The 15260-nt window shown below is 74.2% G+C and carries 11 protein-coding genes and 1 pseudogene; 6 read left to right on the plus strand and 6 right to left on the minus strand.

Annotated elements, in window-relative coordinates; translation table 11 throughout:
• Positions 1-86 precede the first annotated feature (86 nt).
• The gene (locus CGE01nite_RS11005) at positions 87-1784 is read right to left on the minus strand and encodes an ABC transporter substrate-binding protein (protein ID WP_048342579.1); all 1698 of its coding nucleotides are present in this window, start codon (positions 1782-1784) and stop codon (positions 87-89) included.
• A 149-nt stretch (positions 1785-1933) separates the two neighbouring features.
• Positions 1934-4501, minus strand: coding sequence for a beta-d-glucosidase (locus CGE01nite_RS11010; RefSeq protein WP_229747296.1), 2568 nt, complete (start codon positions 4499-4501; stop codon positions 1934-1936).
• 104 nt (positions 4502-4605) lie between these two features.
• On the opposite strand from CGE01nite_RS11010, the gene CGE01nite_RS11015 reads away from it, so the two are divergent.
• Positions 4606-5301, plus strand: a complete 696-nt coding sequence (locus CGE01nite_RS11015) for a TetR/AcrR family transcriptional regulator (RefSeq protein ID WP_141370929.1) — start codon at positions 4606-4608, stop codon at positions 5299-5301.
• A gap of 109 nt (positions 5302-5410) precedes the next feature.
• Positions 5411-5704 (plus strand): annotated as a pseudogene (locus CGE01nite_RS11020) (winged helix-turn-helix domain-containing protein); the annotation flags it as partial.
• A gap of 81 nt (positions 5705-5785) precedes the next feature.
• On the opposite strand, the gene CGE01nite_RS16985 reads toward CGE01nite_RS11020, so the two are convergent.
• Positions 5786-7192 carry an SUI1 family translation initiation factor gene (locus CGE01nite_RS16985; protein ID WP_170210948.1) on the minus strand — a complete coding sequence of 469 codons (1407 nt, stop codon included), beginning with the start codon at positions 7190-7192 and terminating at the stop codon, positions 5786-5788.
• A 75-nt stretch (positions 7193-7267) separates the two neighbouring features.
• On the opposite strand from CGE01nite_RS16985, the gene radA reads away from it, so the two are divergent.
• On the plus strand, positions 7268-8686 hold the full coding sequence (gene radA / locus CGE01nite_RS11030) for a DNA repair protein RadA (RefSeq protein ID WP_141370931.1): 1419 nt from the start codon (positions 7268-7270) through the stop codon (positions 8684-8686).
• A 25-nt stretch (positions 8687-8711) separates the two neighbouring features.
• Entirely contained in the window at positions 8712-9788 is a 1077-nt protein-coding gene (gene disA / locus CGE01nite_RS11035; protein ID WP_048342719.1) for a DNA integrity scanning diadenylate cyclase DisA, read from the plus strand.
• Positions 9789-9870: 82 nt separating this feature from the next.
• Here disA and CGE01nite_RS11040 read toward each other — a convergent pair whose 3' ends face one another.
• Positions 9871-10635: a hypothetical protein gene (locus CGE01nite_RS11040; protein WP_141370933.1), complete on the minus strand. Its 765-nt coding sequence runs from the start codon at positions 10633-10635 to the stop codon at positions 9871-9873.
• Between the two features lie 82 nt (positions 10636-10717).
• Here CGE01nite_RS11040 and CGE01nite_RS11045 point away from each other — a divergent pair, with 82 nt between their 5' ends.
• On the plus strand, positions 10718-11671 hold the full coding sequence (locus CGE01nite_RS11045; RefSeq protein WP_141370935.1) for an iron-sulfur binding domain-containing protein: 954 nt from the start codon (positions 10718-10720) through the stop codon (positions 11669-11671).
• A 13-nt stretch (positions 11672-11684) separates the two neighbouring features.
• On the opposite strand, the gene CGE01nite_RS11050 is transcribed toward CGE01nite_RS11045, so the two are convergent.
• Both CGE01nite_RS11050 and CGE01nite_RS11055 read right to left on the minus strand, forming a co-directional pair.
• Entirely contained in the window at positions 11685-12206 is a 522-nt protein-coding gene (locus tag CGE01nite_RS11050; protein ID WP_141370937.1) for an amino-acid N-acetyltransferase, read from the minus strand.
• Between the two features lie 22 nt (positions 12207-12228).
• Positions 12229-13233 carry a sugar-binding transcriptional regulator gene (locus CGE01nite_RS11055; protein ID WP_048342716.1) on the minus strand — a complete coding sequence of 335 codons (1005 nt, stop codon included), beginning with the start codon at positions 13231-13233 and terminating at the stop codon, positions 12229-12231.
• 255 nt (positions 13234-13488) lie between these two features.
• Here CGE01nite_RS11055 and CGE01nite_RS11060 point away from each other — a divergent pair, with 255 nt between their 5' ends.
• A complete protein-coding gene (locus CGE01nite_RS11060) occupies positions 13489-15234 on the plus strand; it encodes a glycerol-3-phosphate dehydrogenase/oxidase (protein WP_048342715.1) in 1746 nt (581 codons plus the stop codon).
• Positions 15235-15260 lie beyond the last annotated feature (26 nt).

The following is a 15260-nucleotide window of genomic DNA, read 5'->3' on the forward strand; positions in this document are numbered from 1 at the left end:
GGGGTGCCGGAGGAGGAGCTCCGGCACCCCGCGCCCTGACTCGGGTCGGACCGCGACGCCCCGCGGGGCCGGGCGGTCCGGTCGGCTCAGGCCGTGGGCTTGAGCTTGGTCAGGATCAGCGCGGCCTGCGGGCCCGTGGGCTGCGGGTTCGCGTACGGGTCCTCGTCCGTGGGGAAGCCCGTGTAGTTCGCGGTCGAGTACTGCGCGACGGCCGGGCGCGACCAGATGACCAGGCCCGGGACGTCCTCGACGAAGCGCTTCTGCACGACCTGCAGCGCGGCCATGCGGTCCGCGTCGGTCGTGGCGGACTTGAACTCGGCGAGCGCGGCCGTGGCCTCGTCGTTCTGGTAGCGGCCGAAGTTCCAGTTCGCGGGCTGGCCGAGCTCGACGTACGACGCGCCGTCCATGATGTTCGAGTACAGGTTCCACGGCGTGGAACCGCCGTCGGTCCAGTGCAGCGACGCCTGGAAGTCGCCCAGGTTGATGACCTGGTTGAACCACGTGTCGGCGACGACGGGCTCAACGGTCGCCTCGGCACCCAGCTCCTTGGCACCCTCGGCGATGATCCCGAGCGCGTCGAGGTAGTCCGTCCAGCCCTGCGGGTTCGTCAGCGCGAAGGAGACCTTCTCGCCGTCCGGGTCGACGAGCGCGTCGCCGTCCCACGTGTAGCCCGCGTCGGTCAGCACCTGCTTGGCGCCGTCGACGTCGACCTCGAGCTCCTGGCCGGCGAACTCGTCGGAGATGAACGCGTCACCCGACGGCTGCGGCAGGCCGGTGACCGACGTGATCTGCGGCCACACGCCGTACCCCGCGGTCGCGGAGATGTCCGCGCGGTCGACGACCATGTTGAGCGCCTTGCGGAACGCGACGTCGTCGAACGGCTTCTTCTGGGTGTTGAGGTACAGCACGTCGACGCCGAAACCACCGCCCGCGACCTGGTGGAAGTGCTCCGGGTCCTGCGCGATGAACGTGTTCTCGAAGTCCGGGATGAACGTCCAGCCCCACTGCGCCTCACCCGACGTGAGCGCGGTCGTCAGGCCCGCGTTGTCCTTGAACGCGTCGTAGCGCAGCTCGCCGACGAGCGGCGCGTCGCCCCAGTACGTGTCGTTCGGGACGAGCGTGACGGCCTGCGGCGTGAAGCTCTTCAGCGTGAACGGGCCCGTCCCGATCATGGTGTCGGCCGTGTACGTGACCGGGTCCTCGTTCTCCCAGATGTGCTTGGGCACGATCAGGAGCCGGTAGAGCTTGGCGGCGTTGACGTACTGACCGGTCGTGAAGCCCACCGTGACCGTCGTGCCGTCCGTCGTGATCTCGCCGTACTGCTCCGGGAAGTCCACGTTGAGCTCGGGGTTGTCCTTGCGGATCTGGAGCGAGTAGGCGATGTCGTCGGCCGTGAACGGCTCGCCGTCGCTCCACGTGACCCCCGCACGCGGCGTGATGACCGCCTCGGTGTACGTGTCGTTCCACTCGACCTTCTCCGCGAGCCACGGCATGGGAGGGTCGGTGGGCTTGACGTCGTTGACCTGCATGAGCGACTCGTAGATCGCGTACGCGTAGCCGAACGAGGTGGAGCCCGAGCCGGGGGCGATCGGGTTCTGGTTCCCCGACGCCTCACCGTTGGGCATGCCCACGGTCAGGACCTTGTCGGAACGCTCGTCGCTCGTCGCCTGGGTCTGCCCCGAGGTCGGGTCGTCGCTGCCGTTGCCGCCGCCTGAGCAGGCGGTGGCGAGCAGCGCGACGACCGCCACGCTGGCTGCCGCCGTCGAGAGCTTGCGGATCCTCACGAGAGTGCCTCCTTGCACTGGGTGAACTGCGGGAGTGGTGGTGCTGGTCCTGCCGTGCTGGTCCTGCCGTGCTGGTCCGGCGGCACTGCGGAGGTCGCCGGGCCGGGGGCTCGGGGGTCGTCTGCGGGCAGGTCGACCCCCGGGCCGGTCTAGGTGCGGACGGTCACCTCGGTGCCCACCCGCAGGTCCTGCACCGAGCGGCCCGCGCGCAGCCGGTACGTGCCGAGGGGCACCACCCAGCCCGCGTCCCAGGTGCGCCACGTGCTCGCGGGCACCCGGACGGTCACGTCGCGCCGCTCGCCCGGGGCGAGCTCGGCGACGGCGAACCCCGCCAGCCAGCGCACGGGACGGTCCGACGAGGCCGCGGGCGGCTCGGCGTACACCTGGACCACCTCGCGACCCGCGCGGGGCCCGGTGTTGCGCAGCGTGACGACCAGGTCGTACGCGGCCGGCTCGTCGGCCACGGGCTCGGCGCGCACGCCGTCGTACGACCACGTGGTCCAGCCCAGCCCGTGGCCGAACGGCGCGGCGGGCGTGCGGCCCAGGCGCAGCCACGACCTGTACCCGACGTGGACGCCCTCGCGGTACTCGACGACGCCGTCGACGGGCACCGCGTCCGGGACGGGCACGTCGCTCTCGTGCGCGGGCAGCGTCCACGGCAGCCGGCCCGAGGGCTCTGTCACGCCCGTGAGCACGTCGCCCAGCGCCTCGGGCCACTCCTGGCCGCCGAGCCACGCCCAGAGCACGCACGGGACCTCGTCGAGCCACGGCAGCAGCACGGGCGCGCCCGCGTTGACGACCACGACCGTGCGCGGGTTGGCCGCGAGCACCGCCTTGACGAGCTGGTCCTGCGTGCCGGGCAGGGCGAGCGACGTGCGGTCGTACCCCTCGGACTCGACCTCCTCGTTGGTGCCGACGACGACGACCGCGAGATCCGCCGCCGCAGCAGCCGCGACCGCGTCGGCGAGCAGCTCGTCGGGAGACGTGCCGGGCGTGCGGTGCACGAGCTCGGCGCGCGCGAACGACGCGTAGCCGACGGGGTGCACGGCCTGGACGGTCGCGTCGAGCTCGATCGTCACCGGCTCCGCGTGGCCCGCGGCCGCGTGCGGCGTCTCGACGGCGAGCGTGACGGGCGTCGGCGCGTTCACCGACGAGTCGAGGATCACCTCGGCCCCCACCTCGTGCTCGCTCGTCGAGAGCACCTCGCCGCCCACGACGACGTGGTGCCGCCCGACCGTGCCCACGCCCACCTCGTGGCGTCCGGGCTCGTCGAGCGTGACGGTCGTGCGCAGCCGCACCGTGTGGGCGTCGGCGCGCACGTCCCGGAGCCAACCGGTCCACGCGGTGACGGTCCGCGCCTCGAGCACGGCGCCTGCCGCGTCCAGCACCTCGACGAGCACGCCGGGCTCTCCCGCGGGGCTGGTGCAGCGGTGCGCGAGGTCGAGCGCCGGGGGCAGCAGGCGGGAGACCGCGCCGGCGTGCACGGTGACCTCGGCGCCGGCGAACGCGTCGCGCACCGCGTCGTCGAGCTCGGCGCGCCGCTCGGGCCGCACGTACGCCGAGCCGCCGCCCTGCACGAACGGCGTCAGCGCGTTGGGCCCGACGAGCGCGACCCGGCGCACGTCGCCGCTCGCGAGCGGGAGCGCGTGCTCGTCGTCCTTGAGCACGACCATCGACCGCGCGACCAGGCGGCGCAGCGTGCCCCGCACGTCCACGTCGGCGACGCGGTCCCGCGACGCGCCCTCGGGAGCGAGTCCGTCGATCGCGCCGACCCGACGGGCGAGCAGCAGGATCCGCTCGACCTTCTCGTCGAGCGCGGCCTCGTCGACCTCCCCTGCGCGCACCGCGGCGAGCAGCCCGTCGCCCCAGACCCCGTCCGGGCCCGGCATCTGCAGGTCGAGACCGCCCTCGAACGCGCCGGCGACCGACCGCGTGGCGACCCAGTCGCTCACGACCACGCCGTCGAAGCCCCACTCGTCCTTGAGCACCCCGGTGAGCAGCGGCCGGTGCTCGAGCGCGGGTGCGGCCGTGGTGCCGTCGTCGATCCCCGAGTACGCGCCCATGACGGACCACGCGCGGGCCTCGTGCACGAGCTGCTCGAACGGCGCGAGATAGACCTCACGCAGCGTGCGCTCGTCGACACGCGAGAGGTACGTGGTGCGCTGCGTCTCGGAGTCGTTCGCGACGAAGTGCTTGACGCACATCCCGACGCCCCGCTCCTGCGCCGCGCGCACCACGTGCACGGCGATCCGGCCCGTGAGGGTCGGGTCCTCCGAGTAGCACTCGAAGTGTCGGCCGCCGACGGGCGTGCGCTGGAGGTTGACCTGCGGCGCGAGGACGACGTCGACGCCGTGCCGCCTGGCCTCCGCAGCGAACAGCGCGCCCAGCTCGTCGGCCAGGTCGACGTCCCAGGTCGCGGCGAGCGCACTCGGTGCGGGGAACGACGCGGAGGTCTCGGCCGCGTCCTCGGACACGCCGCGCACGCCCGCGGGACCGTCGGACACGTGGACGGCCCGCAGCCCGACGCGCGGGACCGCCGCGGTGGACCACAGGCCCGCGCCGACGAGCAGCGCGACCTTCTCCTCGAGCGTGAGACGCGCCCGCAGCGCGGCGATGGCGCGATCGGTGCTGCGTGCGGCCGGCGCGGCGGTGGCCGTGGCGCGCGGTCCGGCTGGTGCGGGCTGCGCGGGAGCGGGTTCGGTGGTGCCGAGAGACACGGTGGGGCTCTCCTCGTGGTCGACCTCGTCGTCGTGTGCGGTGATCGAACCACAATCCTTACTAACTTGTCAGTAAGTCCAATGATCACAGTATGGTTGCGGCCATGGACGACGACGCCAGCGGTGTGGACCGCCCCCGCACGGCCACGACGGCGGGGGCAGCGCTGCCCACGACGACCGCTCGCCGCCAGCGGCGCCCCCGCCAGGCCACCGCGGAGCGCCGCGCCGAGATCCTGCGCGCCGCCGCCCGCACGTTCGGCGCCAAGGGCTACAAGACGGGCTCGCTCGCCGAGGTCGCCGAGCAGGTCGGCATCACGCACGCCGGCGTGCTGCACCACTTCGGCTCCAAGGAGCAGCTGCTCGTCGAGGTGCTCGAGTTCCGCGACAAGGAGGACGTGCGCGAGCTCGAGGGCCAGCACATCCCCGACGGTCTCGAGCTGTTCCACCACCTCGTGCGCACCGCCCGCGCGAACGAGCTGCGCCCCGGGATCGTCCAGGGCTACACCGTGCTGACCGGCGAGTCCGTCACCGAGAACCACCCCGCGCGCACGTGGGTCACCGACCGGTTCCGGGTGCTGCGCGGCGAGATCGCCCACGCGGTCACGGTCGTCGGCGGCCCCGGCACCAGCGACGAGGCGGCCACGCGCGCGGCGAACGCCATCATCGGCGTCATGGACGGGCTGCAGGTCCAGTGGCTCCTCGACCCGTCGGCTGTCCAGCTCGCCGAGGGCACGCGCGTCGCGATCGAGGCGATCCTGACCGCCGCCTGCCCCGACACCACCATCCCCACCCTGGGCTGACCCCGCGGCTTTCCCAGCGATCTCCCAGGTCCGGCCCAGGCTGGTTCCAGCGGGCCCCGACAGCGTTGCGGCCATGACAGCCACGACCACCACTGCGACCGCCCCCGGGACGCTCGTCGTCGGCGACCTGCAGCTCGACGAGACGAGCGGCCAGGTCACGCGTGCGGGCGAGCCCATCCACCTCACACCCACCGAGCGGGACCTGCTCACGTACTTCATGCGCAACCCGCGCCGCGTCCTGTCGAAGCGGATGATCCTGGACCGCGTGTGGCGTGGCGACCGGGGCGGAGCCGACGGCGTCGTCGAGCTGTACGTCAGCTACCTGCGCCGCAAGATCGACAAGGGCCGCACCCCGATGCTCCACACCCAGCGCGGCCTGGGCTACGTCCTGCGCGCTTCCTGACGCCGCACCTCACACGCCGCCGACCCTGCGCAGGCCGACCGGCCGCCCGCACCTGCGGGTGGCCGGTCATGCTCGTGCGGGCTACAGCGGGAAGGCGCGGTACAGGTCGAGGAGGTCCTCGACCGGGGCCTCGATGCGGAACACCGCGGTGAGGTTGCGCCAGACGACGACGCCCGTGCCGTCCCCGAGCGCCACGGCCGTGTAGGTGCCGACCCGCTCGTCACCCACGCGCACCGCGCCGGTCTGCGGGAGCTTGTCGCGGCCCGACGCCGGGGCGCCGGCGCGGGTCGTGGCCGTCGCGTCGGCCGACGGCGTCGCGCCGAGCTCCTCGCTCGTGCCCTCGACGGCCGCCTCCGCGGTCGGCAGCTCGGCGACGAGCGCGTCGGTGAACGCGCGCGCCTCGTCCTGCGTGGCCCACTGGCCGGACAGGACCGTCGCGGTCAGGTCGCCACCGTCGGTGAACGACTCGGTGTAGGCCTCGAGCGCACCGGCGGTCACCCAGGTCGCCTCGGGGGCCGACGACGCGAGCGCGTACTGCAGCACCGACGAGGGCAGCGCGGTCGCGAACGGCGTCGTCGCCTCGCGCGCGACGGGCTCGATCGAGGGCGTCGGGGAGGGCAGGCGGATCGTCGTCGCGACGAGCGGCTCGGGCGACGCGGAGTCGTTGCCGCGGTTGGCCAGGACGATCCCGGCGGCCACCGCGCCGACGAGGAGCACGCCGCCGCCGATCGCGACGGGCAGCAGCCACTTCGGCCGCTTGTCACCGGACTCGGGCTCGGGGCCGCCCGTGCCCGGGCCGGAACCCTGACCCTCGCTCGTCGTCGGCTGCCCGGCGACGGGTGCACCCGTGGCCGCGAACGCCGCCGGGAAGGCGGGCGTCGCAGCGGCGGGGCTCGCGGGGACCGGGCTCGCGGGGACAGGGCCCGCGGGGACCGGGCCCGTGGGAGCGGCGGGACCGGCCGCGTGCGCGCCGTGGCCGCTGTGCGCGCCACCGGGTGCGCCGTACCCGCCAGGTGCTGCGTGGCCCTGCTGGCCGTACCCGCTCTGCGGCGGCCCGGCGTGCGCGCCGTGCGGGGCCGTCCCGCCGACGCGCGGCGTCACGGTCGGCGCGGCGGGCGGCGGCGTCGTGCGCCGCACGGGCAGCTGGCCCTGCTGGTCGCGGCGCGGCTCGACGGGCGGCCCGACCGGCGCCTGGGGCGCTGCCGAGCTCCCGGGCCAGCCGGGCTGGTCCTCGCGCGGCGTCCAGGCCGGACGCCGGTCCGGCGCGGGCTGGCGCGGCTCGTCAGGTCGTCCGGTGTCGCTCATCGATCCCCCTCGCCGTACGGTGCCCGTGGTCCGGGACGAGCCGCAGCCTACCCAGCGCGCACGGCGCCGAGCCCGCCGACCCGCGCGCCACCCCGCGAGGTCGCGCCGGCGCAGCCCGACCAGCCCGAGCGCGACGAGCAGACCCGCCACGAGGGTCACGAGCAGCACGTGCAGCCGGCTCATGGCCGCGGCCGCGGTCCGACGCGCAGAAGGGGTCGGGTGCCGGCCGTGTCGGACGCGGCGGATAGCGTGCGGGCCGTGGCGACCAAGAGCAGGACCCCCGTGCGCGCGGGCTTCCGGTGCACCGAGTGCGGGTGGACGACGAGCAAGTGGGTCGGCCGGTGCGGCGAGTGCCAGTCCTGGGGCTCGGTGGTCGAGGACGCGGGACCCGGTGGCGGCGCACCCAGGACCGCGGCTGCCGCACCCTCGCGCGGACCGGCGCGGCCGATCAGCGAGATCCCCAGCGAGACCGCGCAGGCCCGGCCGACGGGGGTCGACGAGCTCGACCGCGTGCTCGGCGGGGGTCTGGTGCCCGGTGCTGTCGTGCTGCTCGCGGGCGAGCCGGGCGTCGGCAAGTCGACCCTGCTGCTGGACGTGGCCGCACGCGCGGCCCGTGGCGGGCGGCGCGTGCTCTACGTGACGGGTGAGGAGTCGGTCGCGCAGGTCCGGCTGCGCGCGGACCGCATCCGCGCGCTCGACCCGAACCTGCTGCTGGCCGACGAGACCGACCTCGCGAGCGTGCTCGGGCACATCGAGCAGTCCGCGCCGGACCTGTTCGTCCTCGACTCGGTGCAGACCGTCGCGTCCACGCAGGTCGAGGGCTCGGCGGGCGGCGTCGCGCAGGTGCGCGAGGTCAGCTCCGCGGTGATCCAGGCCGCCAAGTCCCGCGACATGCCTGCCGTGCTCGTCGGGCACGTGACCAAGGACGGGTCGGTCGCGGGCCCGCGCACGCTCGAGCACCTCGTGGACGTGGTCTGCCAGTTCGAGGGTGAGCGGCACTCGCGCCTGCGGCTCCTGCGCGCGACCAAGAACCGCTACGGCCCCACGGACGAGGTCGGGTGCTTCGACCTGTCGGAGTCCGGCATCGTCGGCCTGCCCGACCCGTCCGGGCTGTTCGTCTCGCAGGCCCTGCACGCCGTGCCCGGCACGTGCCTGACCGTGACGCTCGAGGGCCGCCGCCCGCTCGCGGTCGAGGTCCAGGCGCTCGTCGCACCGTCGGCCTCCCCCAACCCGCGGCGCACGACGAGCGGCGTGGACTCCGCGCGGCTCGCGATGGTGCTCGCGGTGCTGCAGCGCCGCCTCGGCGCGCGGCTCGCGGACCAGGACGTCTACCTGTCCACGGTGGGCGGCGCGCGCGTCGTGGAGCCCGCGGGCGACCTCGCGCTGGCCCTCGCCGCGATCGGGTCGCGCGAGGACGTCGCGCTGCCGCGCGGGCTCGTCGCGCTCGGCGAGGTCGGGCTCGCGGGCGAGATCCGCGCGGTGCCCGGCGTGGGGCGGCGGCTCGCGGAGGCGGCCCGGTTGGGCTTCCGGCGGGCGATCGTTCCTGCCTCGTCGGTCGACGACCTGGTGCCCCCGGACGGCGTCCACGTGCTCGGTGCGACGGACCTCGCGCACGCCGTCCAGCTCGTCGGGGCCGTGGGTTCACCCGCGGCCGCCGGGCAGTCGGTCCGGGCCTGACCGGTCGCATCGTTACCATCGTCGCGTGGCCGCCTTGCACTCTCCCGACGACCTGCTGCGATCGACGCTCGCAGCGGTCGCGCCCGGCAGCGCCCTGCGCGACGGTCTTGAGCGCATCCTGCGGGGCCGCACGGGTGCGCTGATCGTGCTCGGCTTCGACAAGACGGTCGAGAGCATCTGCTCCGGCGGCTTCGTGCTCGACGTCGAGTTCTCGGCCACCCGCCTGCGCGAGCTGTGCAAGATGGACGGCGCCGTCGTGGTCGACCGCGACATCAGCCGCATCGTGCGCGCCGCGGTCCAGCTGCTGCCGGACGTCACGATCGAGACCTCCGAGTCCGGCACGCGGCACCGGACCGCCGAGCGGGTCGCGAAGCAGACCGGCCTGCCGGTGATCTCGGTGTCCGCGTCGATGCGGATCATCGCGCTCTACGTCGGCAACCAGCGCTACGTGCTCGAGGACTCGACCACGATCCTGTCCCGCGCCAACCAGGCGCTCGCGACGCTCGAGCGTTACAAGACCCGCCTCGACGAGGTGTCCGGCACGCTGTCCGCGCTCGAGATCGAGGACCTCGTGACGGTCCGCGACGTCTCCGCGGTGGTCCAGCGCCTCGAGATGGTCCGGCGCATCTCCGACGAGATCGAGAGCTACGTCGTCGAGCTCGGCACCGACGGTCGTCTGCTCGCGCTGCAGCACGACGAGCTCGTCGGGACGATCGGCTCCGACCGCGAGCTCGTCATCCGCGACTACCTCGACCAGTCCCGCGTCGGCCTCGACGCCGTGCTCAGCTCGCTGGCCGACCTCGACTCGACCGAGCTGCTCGACATCGCCCGGATCGCCCGCGTGCTCGGCCTGCCCGGGGGCGGTGACGCGCTCGACGCCGCGGTCGGGCCCCGCGGCTACCGCCTGCTCTCGCGCGTCCCGCGCCTGCCGGGGACGATCGTCGACCGGCTCGTCGCGCACTTCGGCGGCCTGCAGAAGCTGCTGGCCGCGGGCATCGACGACCTCATGGCGGTCGACGGCGTGGGCGAGCAGCGGGCGCGTGCGGTGCGCGAGGGCCTGTCCCGGCTCGCCGAGTCCAGCATCCTCGAACGCTACGTCTGACCCGTTCGCCTGACCCGCTCGCTCTGTCGGACGCGCGCCCGCGCCGGCCGCTCCGCGCCCGCGCCGTTCGCTCGGCGTCGGCTCAGCGCAGGTCGAAGACGGCCTTGCCGACGGTCTCGCCGCCGAGCCTGAGCTTCGCGGTGTACGTCCCGGCGCGCGGCGCGTCGCCGCCGGACGTGCACCCCTTCGCCGAGCGGACGCGCGGCCACGTGTAGACCTCGTCGCTGGGTGCACCGGGCCCGAGCAGGAGCGGGCGGCTCGCGGGCTCGGCGGGCAGGCAGTGGGAGCTCGACCAGACGAGGTCGTCGCCGGATGACACCGCCACGCGACGGTTGGCGTCGCCCGCCTCGAGCAGGCACGCCTCGTCGCCGGTGTTGGTCACGGTGATGCGGAACGCGGGCTTGTCCCCGCCCGAGTACGCGTCCGCGGTCGCCTCGAACTCGACGTCGAGGGTGTCGGGCACGCACACCGGCACGCCGGCCGCGCTGGCGGCCTCCTCGGCCGCGGACCGGACCTCGTCGTCCGACGTGGCGTCGTCGTCCTCGGACGAGCTCGCGCTGTTCCCCTTCGTCCCCTTGTCGGTCGCCTTCGTCGTGGCCTTCGTCGTCGCCTTCGCGGTGCTGGTCGCGGTGGTCTGCGCGCGTGAGGTCGTCCCGTCGGACGAGCTGCGGCCCAGGAACCACCAGACGACGAACGCGACGAGCACGAGCGGCACTGCGACGACGATCAGGCGGCGCACCACGTAGACGCGGCGCGGCAACGGCGCCCGCGGCGCACCGGGCCGTCGGCCTGCTCCACTGCCCTGAACCACGTCCTGCTCCTCGCCTGTGCCGTCGTCGTCGCCCACCGTACGAGTCGCGCCCACCCCCGCGGCGCCCCGGCCCCCGGCGCGCCGCGGATCGGACATCAGACTTTGGCAGGATGCGGGGATGACCCGCCCGGCCTCCTCGTCGTCGCGCGTCGGGGCGACCCTCGTCGCCACCGACGCGGGCACCGCAGCGGACCTCGTCGCGGACGTCGTCGGCTGGTACGACGAGCACGCGCGCGACCTGCCGTGGCGCGCACCCGACCGCACGCCGTGGGGCGTGCTGGTCAGCGAGGTCATGCTGCAGCAGACGCCCGTCGTCCGCGTCGAGCCCGCGTGGCGCGCGTGGATGGAGCGCTGGCCGACGCCGGCCGACCTCGCGGCCGCACCGACCGCGGACGTGCTGCGGGCCTGGGACCGGCTGGGCTACCCGCGCCGCGCGCTGCGCCTGGTGCAGTGCGCGCAGGCGGTCGTCGAGCGGCACGCGGGTCACGTCCCCGACGACGAGGATGCGCTCCTGGCCCTGCCCGGCGTCGGCGCGTACACCGCCGCGGCGGTGCGGTCGTTCGCGTTCGGCCGGCGTGCCGTGGTGCTGGACACCAACGTGCGCCGGGTCCTGGCGCGCGCGGTCGACGGTCACGCGCTCCCGGCCCCGACCCAGACGCGTGCGGAGGTCGCGCGTGCGGCGGCCCTGGTCCCCGCGGACGACGCGGGCGCCGCGCGCTGGGCGCAGGCGAGCATGGAGCTCGGCGCGCTCGTGTGCACCGCCAGGTCGCCGCGCTGCGAGGTCTGCCCGCTGGTCTCGTCGTGCGCGTGGGTCGCGGCCGGGCGGCCCGCCGACCAGCATGCGCACCGCCGCCGGACGCAGGCGTGGGCGGGCACGGACCGGCAGGTGCGCGGCCGGATCATGGCGCTGCTGCGCGAGTCGCCGGTGCACGTCCCGGAGCCGGTGCTGGACGAGGCGTGGCCCGCGACGCCGCAACGCGCGCGGGCACTGGCCGGCCTGCTCGCCGACGGGCTCGTGGTCGAGTCCCAGCCGTCGCCCGACGAGCCTCCGCTCTACGCCCTGCCCGCCTGAGCGCGCCGCGGGGCTACAGGTCGACGATCATCCGCGTGTTGCCCAGGGTGTTGGGCTTCACGCGGGCCAGGTCGAGGAACTCGGCGACGCCGTCGTCGTGCGAGCGCAGGAGCTCGGCGTACACCGTCGCGTCGACGGCCTGGCCCTCGACCGGGCGGAAGCCGTGCTGCGTGAAGAACTCGACCTCGAACGTGAGGCAGAACAGCCGCTGCAGCCCGAGCGCGCGGGCCCGCTCCATGAGCGCGGTGAGCAGCGCGTGCCCCACGCGGCGACCGCGGAACTGCCGCGAGACCGCGAGCGTGCGGATCTCGGCCAGGTCCTCCCACATGACGTGCAGCGCGCCGCACCCGACGACCTCGCCGGCGGTGTCCGGCTCGTCGGACACCGCGACGGCGAACTCCTGCACCGACTCGTAGTAGCCGACCCACTCCTTGGCGAGCAGGATCCGCTCGTCGGCGTACGGCTGCACGAGGGATCGGATGACCCGGACGTCAGCAGGGAGCGCTGGACGGACGTGCACAGGTGCGGCGGTCACGGGGACAACCTAGACCGCGCGGCTACGCGCTCGCCGCGCCCGTCCGCGCCCTGCCGCGCCGCAGGGGCGTGGGTTCGGCGGCCTCGAGGAGCGCCCCGGCGGTGACCTCGTCGACGACGAGGTCGGTGACGACTCCCGCGCGCAGCGCCGCGAGCAGGGGCGCGACCTTGTTGTCGCCGGCGACCACGCACACGCGGCGCGGCAGGCGCTGCAGCTCGGTCGGGGTGGGGCCCGTGGCGCGCGCGTTGAGCGGCACGTCCTGCCACGAGCCGTCGGCGCGCAGGAACACGGTGCACACGTCGCCCACGACGCCCTCGTCGTGCAGCACGCGCACGTCCGCGTCGTCGAGGTAGCCGGCCGAGTAGACGTGCGACGGGACGGCGCCCGCGACCGCGCCCACGGAGAAGACCGCGATGTCCGCGCGGCGCTGCATGTCCAGGACGCGGCGCACCGAGCGCTCGCGCCACATCGCGGCCTTGGTGTCGGAGAAGTCGAAGAACGCCGGGACCGAGAAATGGTGCACGGCCGCCCCGAAAGCGGTACCGAACGACGAGATCAGGTCGCTCGCGTAGTCCACGCCCGAGGTCCGCATGTTCGCGGCGCCGTTGAGCTGCACGACCGCGGCCCCGCGCGTGGGCTTGGGCACGAGGTACCGCGAGACCGACGCGAGCGTGGTCCCCCACGCGATGCCCAGCACCATGTCGGAGTCGAACCACGAGGTCAGAAGCTTGGCGGCGGTCATCGAGACCTGGTCCAGCCGCTCGATGTGGGACGACGAGTCCGGCACGGGGACCACGTACGCGTCGACGTGGAACGTGGCGCTCACCGAGCGGCCGAGGCCGGGCGCACGCGTGCTCGCGGGCCGCAGCGTGATCTCGACCAGACCGGTCTCGCGCGCGCGCTTGATGAGCCGCGACACGGTCGAGCGCGACGTGCCGAGGTGCCTCGCGATGACCTCCATCTTCAGGTCCTGCAGGTAGTACATCGACGCGGCGCGCAGCACGTCCTGCTCGCGGTCCAGCTCCATCTCTCCCCCTCGCACCGCCCCCGGGGCGTCGCTCCCGTTGCACGTATGTGCAGTCCGGTTGCGCATCTGTTCTGCTCGTGATGACCATAGCGAGCGCAACCGGATCGGGCGAGGGGACCTCCCACCGCACGGTCCGCCTCCGGCGGTGCCCGTGCTCGGTCGGGCGGCGCAGCGTCGGTGGGCCGGGTATCCGTGCACACAGGCACCCGGAGGACGACCAGCACGCTCGAGGAACAGCAAAGAGGAGAACGCGCCATGAGGACCGCTCCACTGACGGCCCAGGCACGGCAGGACGCACTGACGAGACTGCGCGACTCGGCCCGCCAGGGCGACGAGCTCGACATCCTCGTCATCGGCGGCGGCGTGACGGGCGCGGGGATCGCGGTCGACGCCGTGACGCGCGGCCTGTCCACCGCGATCATCGAGGCCCAGGACTGGGCGAGCGGGACCTCGAGCCGGTCGAGCAAGCTCGTGCACGGCGGCCTGCGCTACCTGCAGATGCTCGACTTCCACCTGGTCCGCGAGGCGCTCACGGAGCGCGACCTGCTCATCACCCGGCTCGCGCCGCACCTGGTCAAGCCCGTCTCGTTCCTCTACCCGCTCGAGAACCGCGTCTGGGAGCGCGCGTACGTCGGCGCGGGCGTCGCGCTGTACGACACGCTCGCCACGGTCTCCGGCACGCGCCGCGCGATGCCCATCCACCGGCACCTGACCCGCAAGGGCATGGAGCGCCTGTTCCCCGACCTGCGCCACGACGCCGCGATCGGCGCGGTCCGGTACTGGGACGCGAGCGTCGACGACGCGCGCCTGGTCTCCACGCTCGTGCGCACCGCGGTGAGCTACGGCGCGCACGCCGCGAGCCGCACGCAGGTGGTCGACCTGCAGACGACGACGGGCGGCGCCGTGACCGGTGCGGTCGTCGAGGACCTCGAGACGGGTGAGCGCATCGACGTGCGCGCGCGCCAGGTCATCAACGCGACCGGTGTGTGGACCGAGCAGACCGAGTCCCTCGCCGGCTCCGAGGGCGGCCTGCGGGTGCTCGCGTCCAAGGGCATCCACATCGTCGTGCCGCGCTCGCGGATCGCGGGCGACACGGGCCTGATCCTGCAGACCGAGAAGTCGGTGCTGTTCATCATCCCGTGGTCGCGGTACTGGGTGATCGGCACCACGGACACCCCGTGGGTCCAGGAGCTCACGCACCCCGTGGCGACCAGCGCCGACATCGACTACGTGATCGACCACGCGAACGCCGTGCTGTCCCGGCCGATCTCGCGCGACGACGTGATCGGGACCTGGGCGGGCCTGCGGCCGCTGCTGCAGCCCGGCACCAAGGAAGGCACCTCGTCGGCCAAGGTCTCCCGCGAGCACACCGTGGCCTCCCCGACTCCCGGTCTGACCGTGATCGCCGGCGGCAAGCTCACGACGTACCGCGTGATGGCCAAGGACGCGGTCGACTTCGCGATCGGCTCACGCGCGACCACGCTGCCCTCGCTCACGCACGACCTGCCACTCGTCGGCGCCGAGGGCCTGCACGTCTTCCAGCGGCAGGCCCGCGCGATCGGCAAGAAGTACGGGTGGGACCGGCCCCGCATGGACCACCTGCTGCACCGGTACGGCTCGCTGCTGGGTGAGCTGACCGACCTGTGCGACGAGCGTCCCGAGCTGGCGGCCCCGCTGCCGCACGCCCCCGCGTACATCGGCGCCGAGATCGTCTACGCCGCGAGCCACGAGGGCGCGCTGCACCTCGACGACGTGCTCATGCACCGCACGCGCCTCAACTACGAGCAGGCGGACAAGGGGGTCGGTGCGCTCGACGAGATCGCCGACCTCGTCGCCCCGGTGCTCGGCTGGGACGACGCGACGCGCAGCCGCGAGATCGAGGCGTACCGCGCGCGCGCCGAGGCCGAGGAGGCTGCGGCCGCCGAGCCCGACGACGCGTCGGCCGAGAAGGTCCGCCTGCGCGCGCTCGACCTCGCCCCGATGAAGCCTCTCGAGACCTGAGGCACCACTCCCCCGACGCCCGCGCG

It is taken from the genome of Cellulomonas gelida (assembly GCF_006538725.1).
GTDB classification, from domain to species: domain Bacteria; phylum Actinomycetota; class Actinomycetes; order Actinomycetales; family Cellulomonadaceae; genus Cellulomonas; species Cellulomonas gelida.

Coding starts and splice junctions, on each gene's coding strand:
- CGE01nite_RS11015 (WP_141370929.1), top strand. CDS start 4,606: ATGGACGACGACGCCAGCGGTGTGGACCGCCCCCGCACGGCCACGACG.
- CGE01nite_RS11045 (WP_141370935.1), top strand. CDS start 10,718: ATGACCCGCCCGGCCTCCTCGTCGTCGCGCGTCGGGGCGACCCTCGTC.
- CGE01nite_RS16985 (WP_170210948.1), bottom strand. CDS start 7,192: ATGAGCCGGCTGCACGTGCTGCTCGTGACCCTCGTGGCGGGTCTGCTC.
- CGE01nite_RS11060 (WP_048342715.1), top strand. CDS start 13,489: ATGAGGACCGCTCCACTGACGGCCCAGGCACGGCAGGACGCACTGACG.
- CGE01nite_RS11055 (WP_048342716.1), bottom strand. CDS start 13,233: ATGGAGCTGGACCGCGAGCAGGACGTGCTGCGCGCCGCGTCGATGTAC.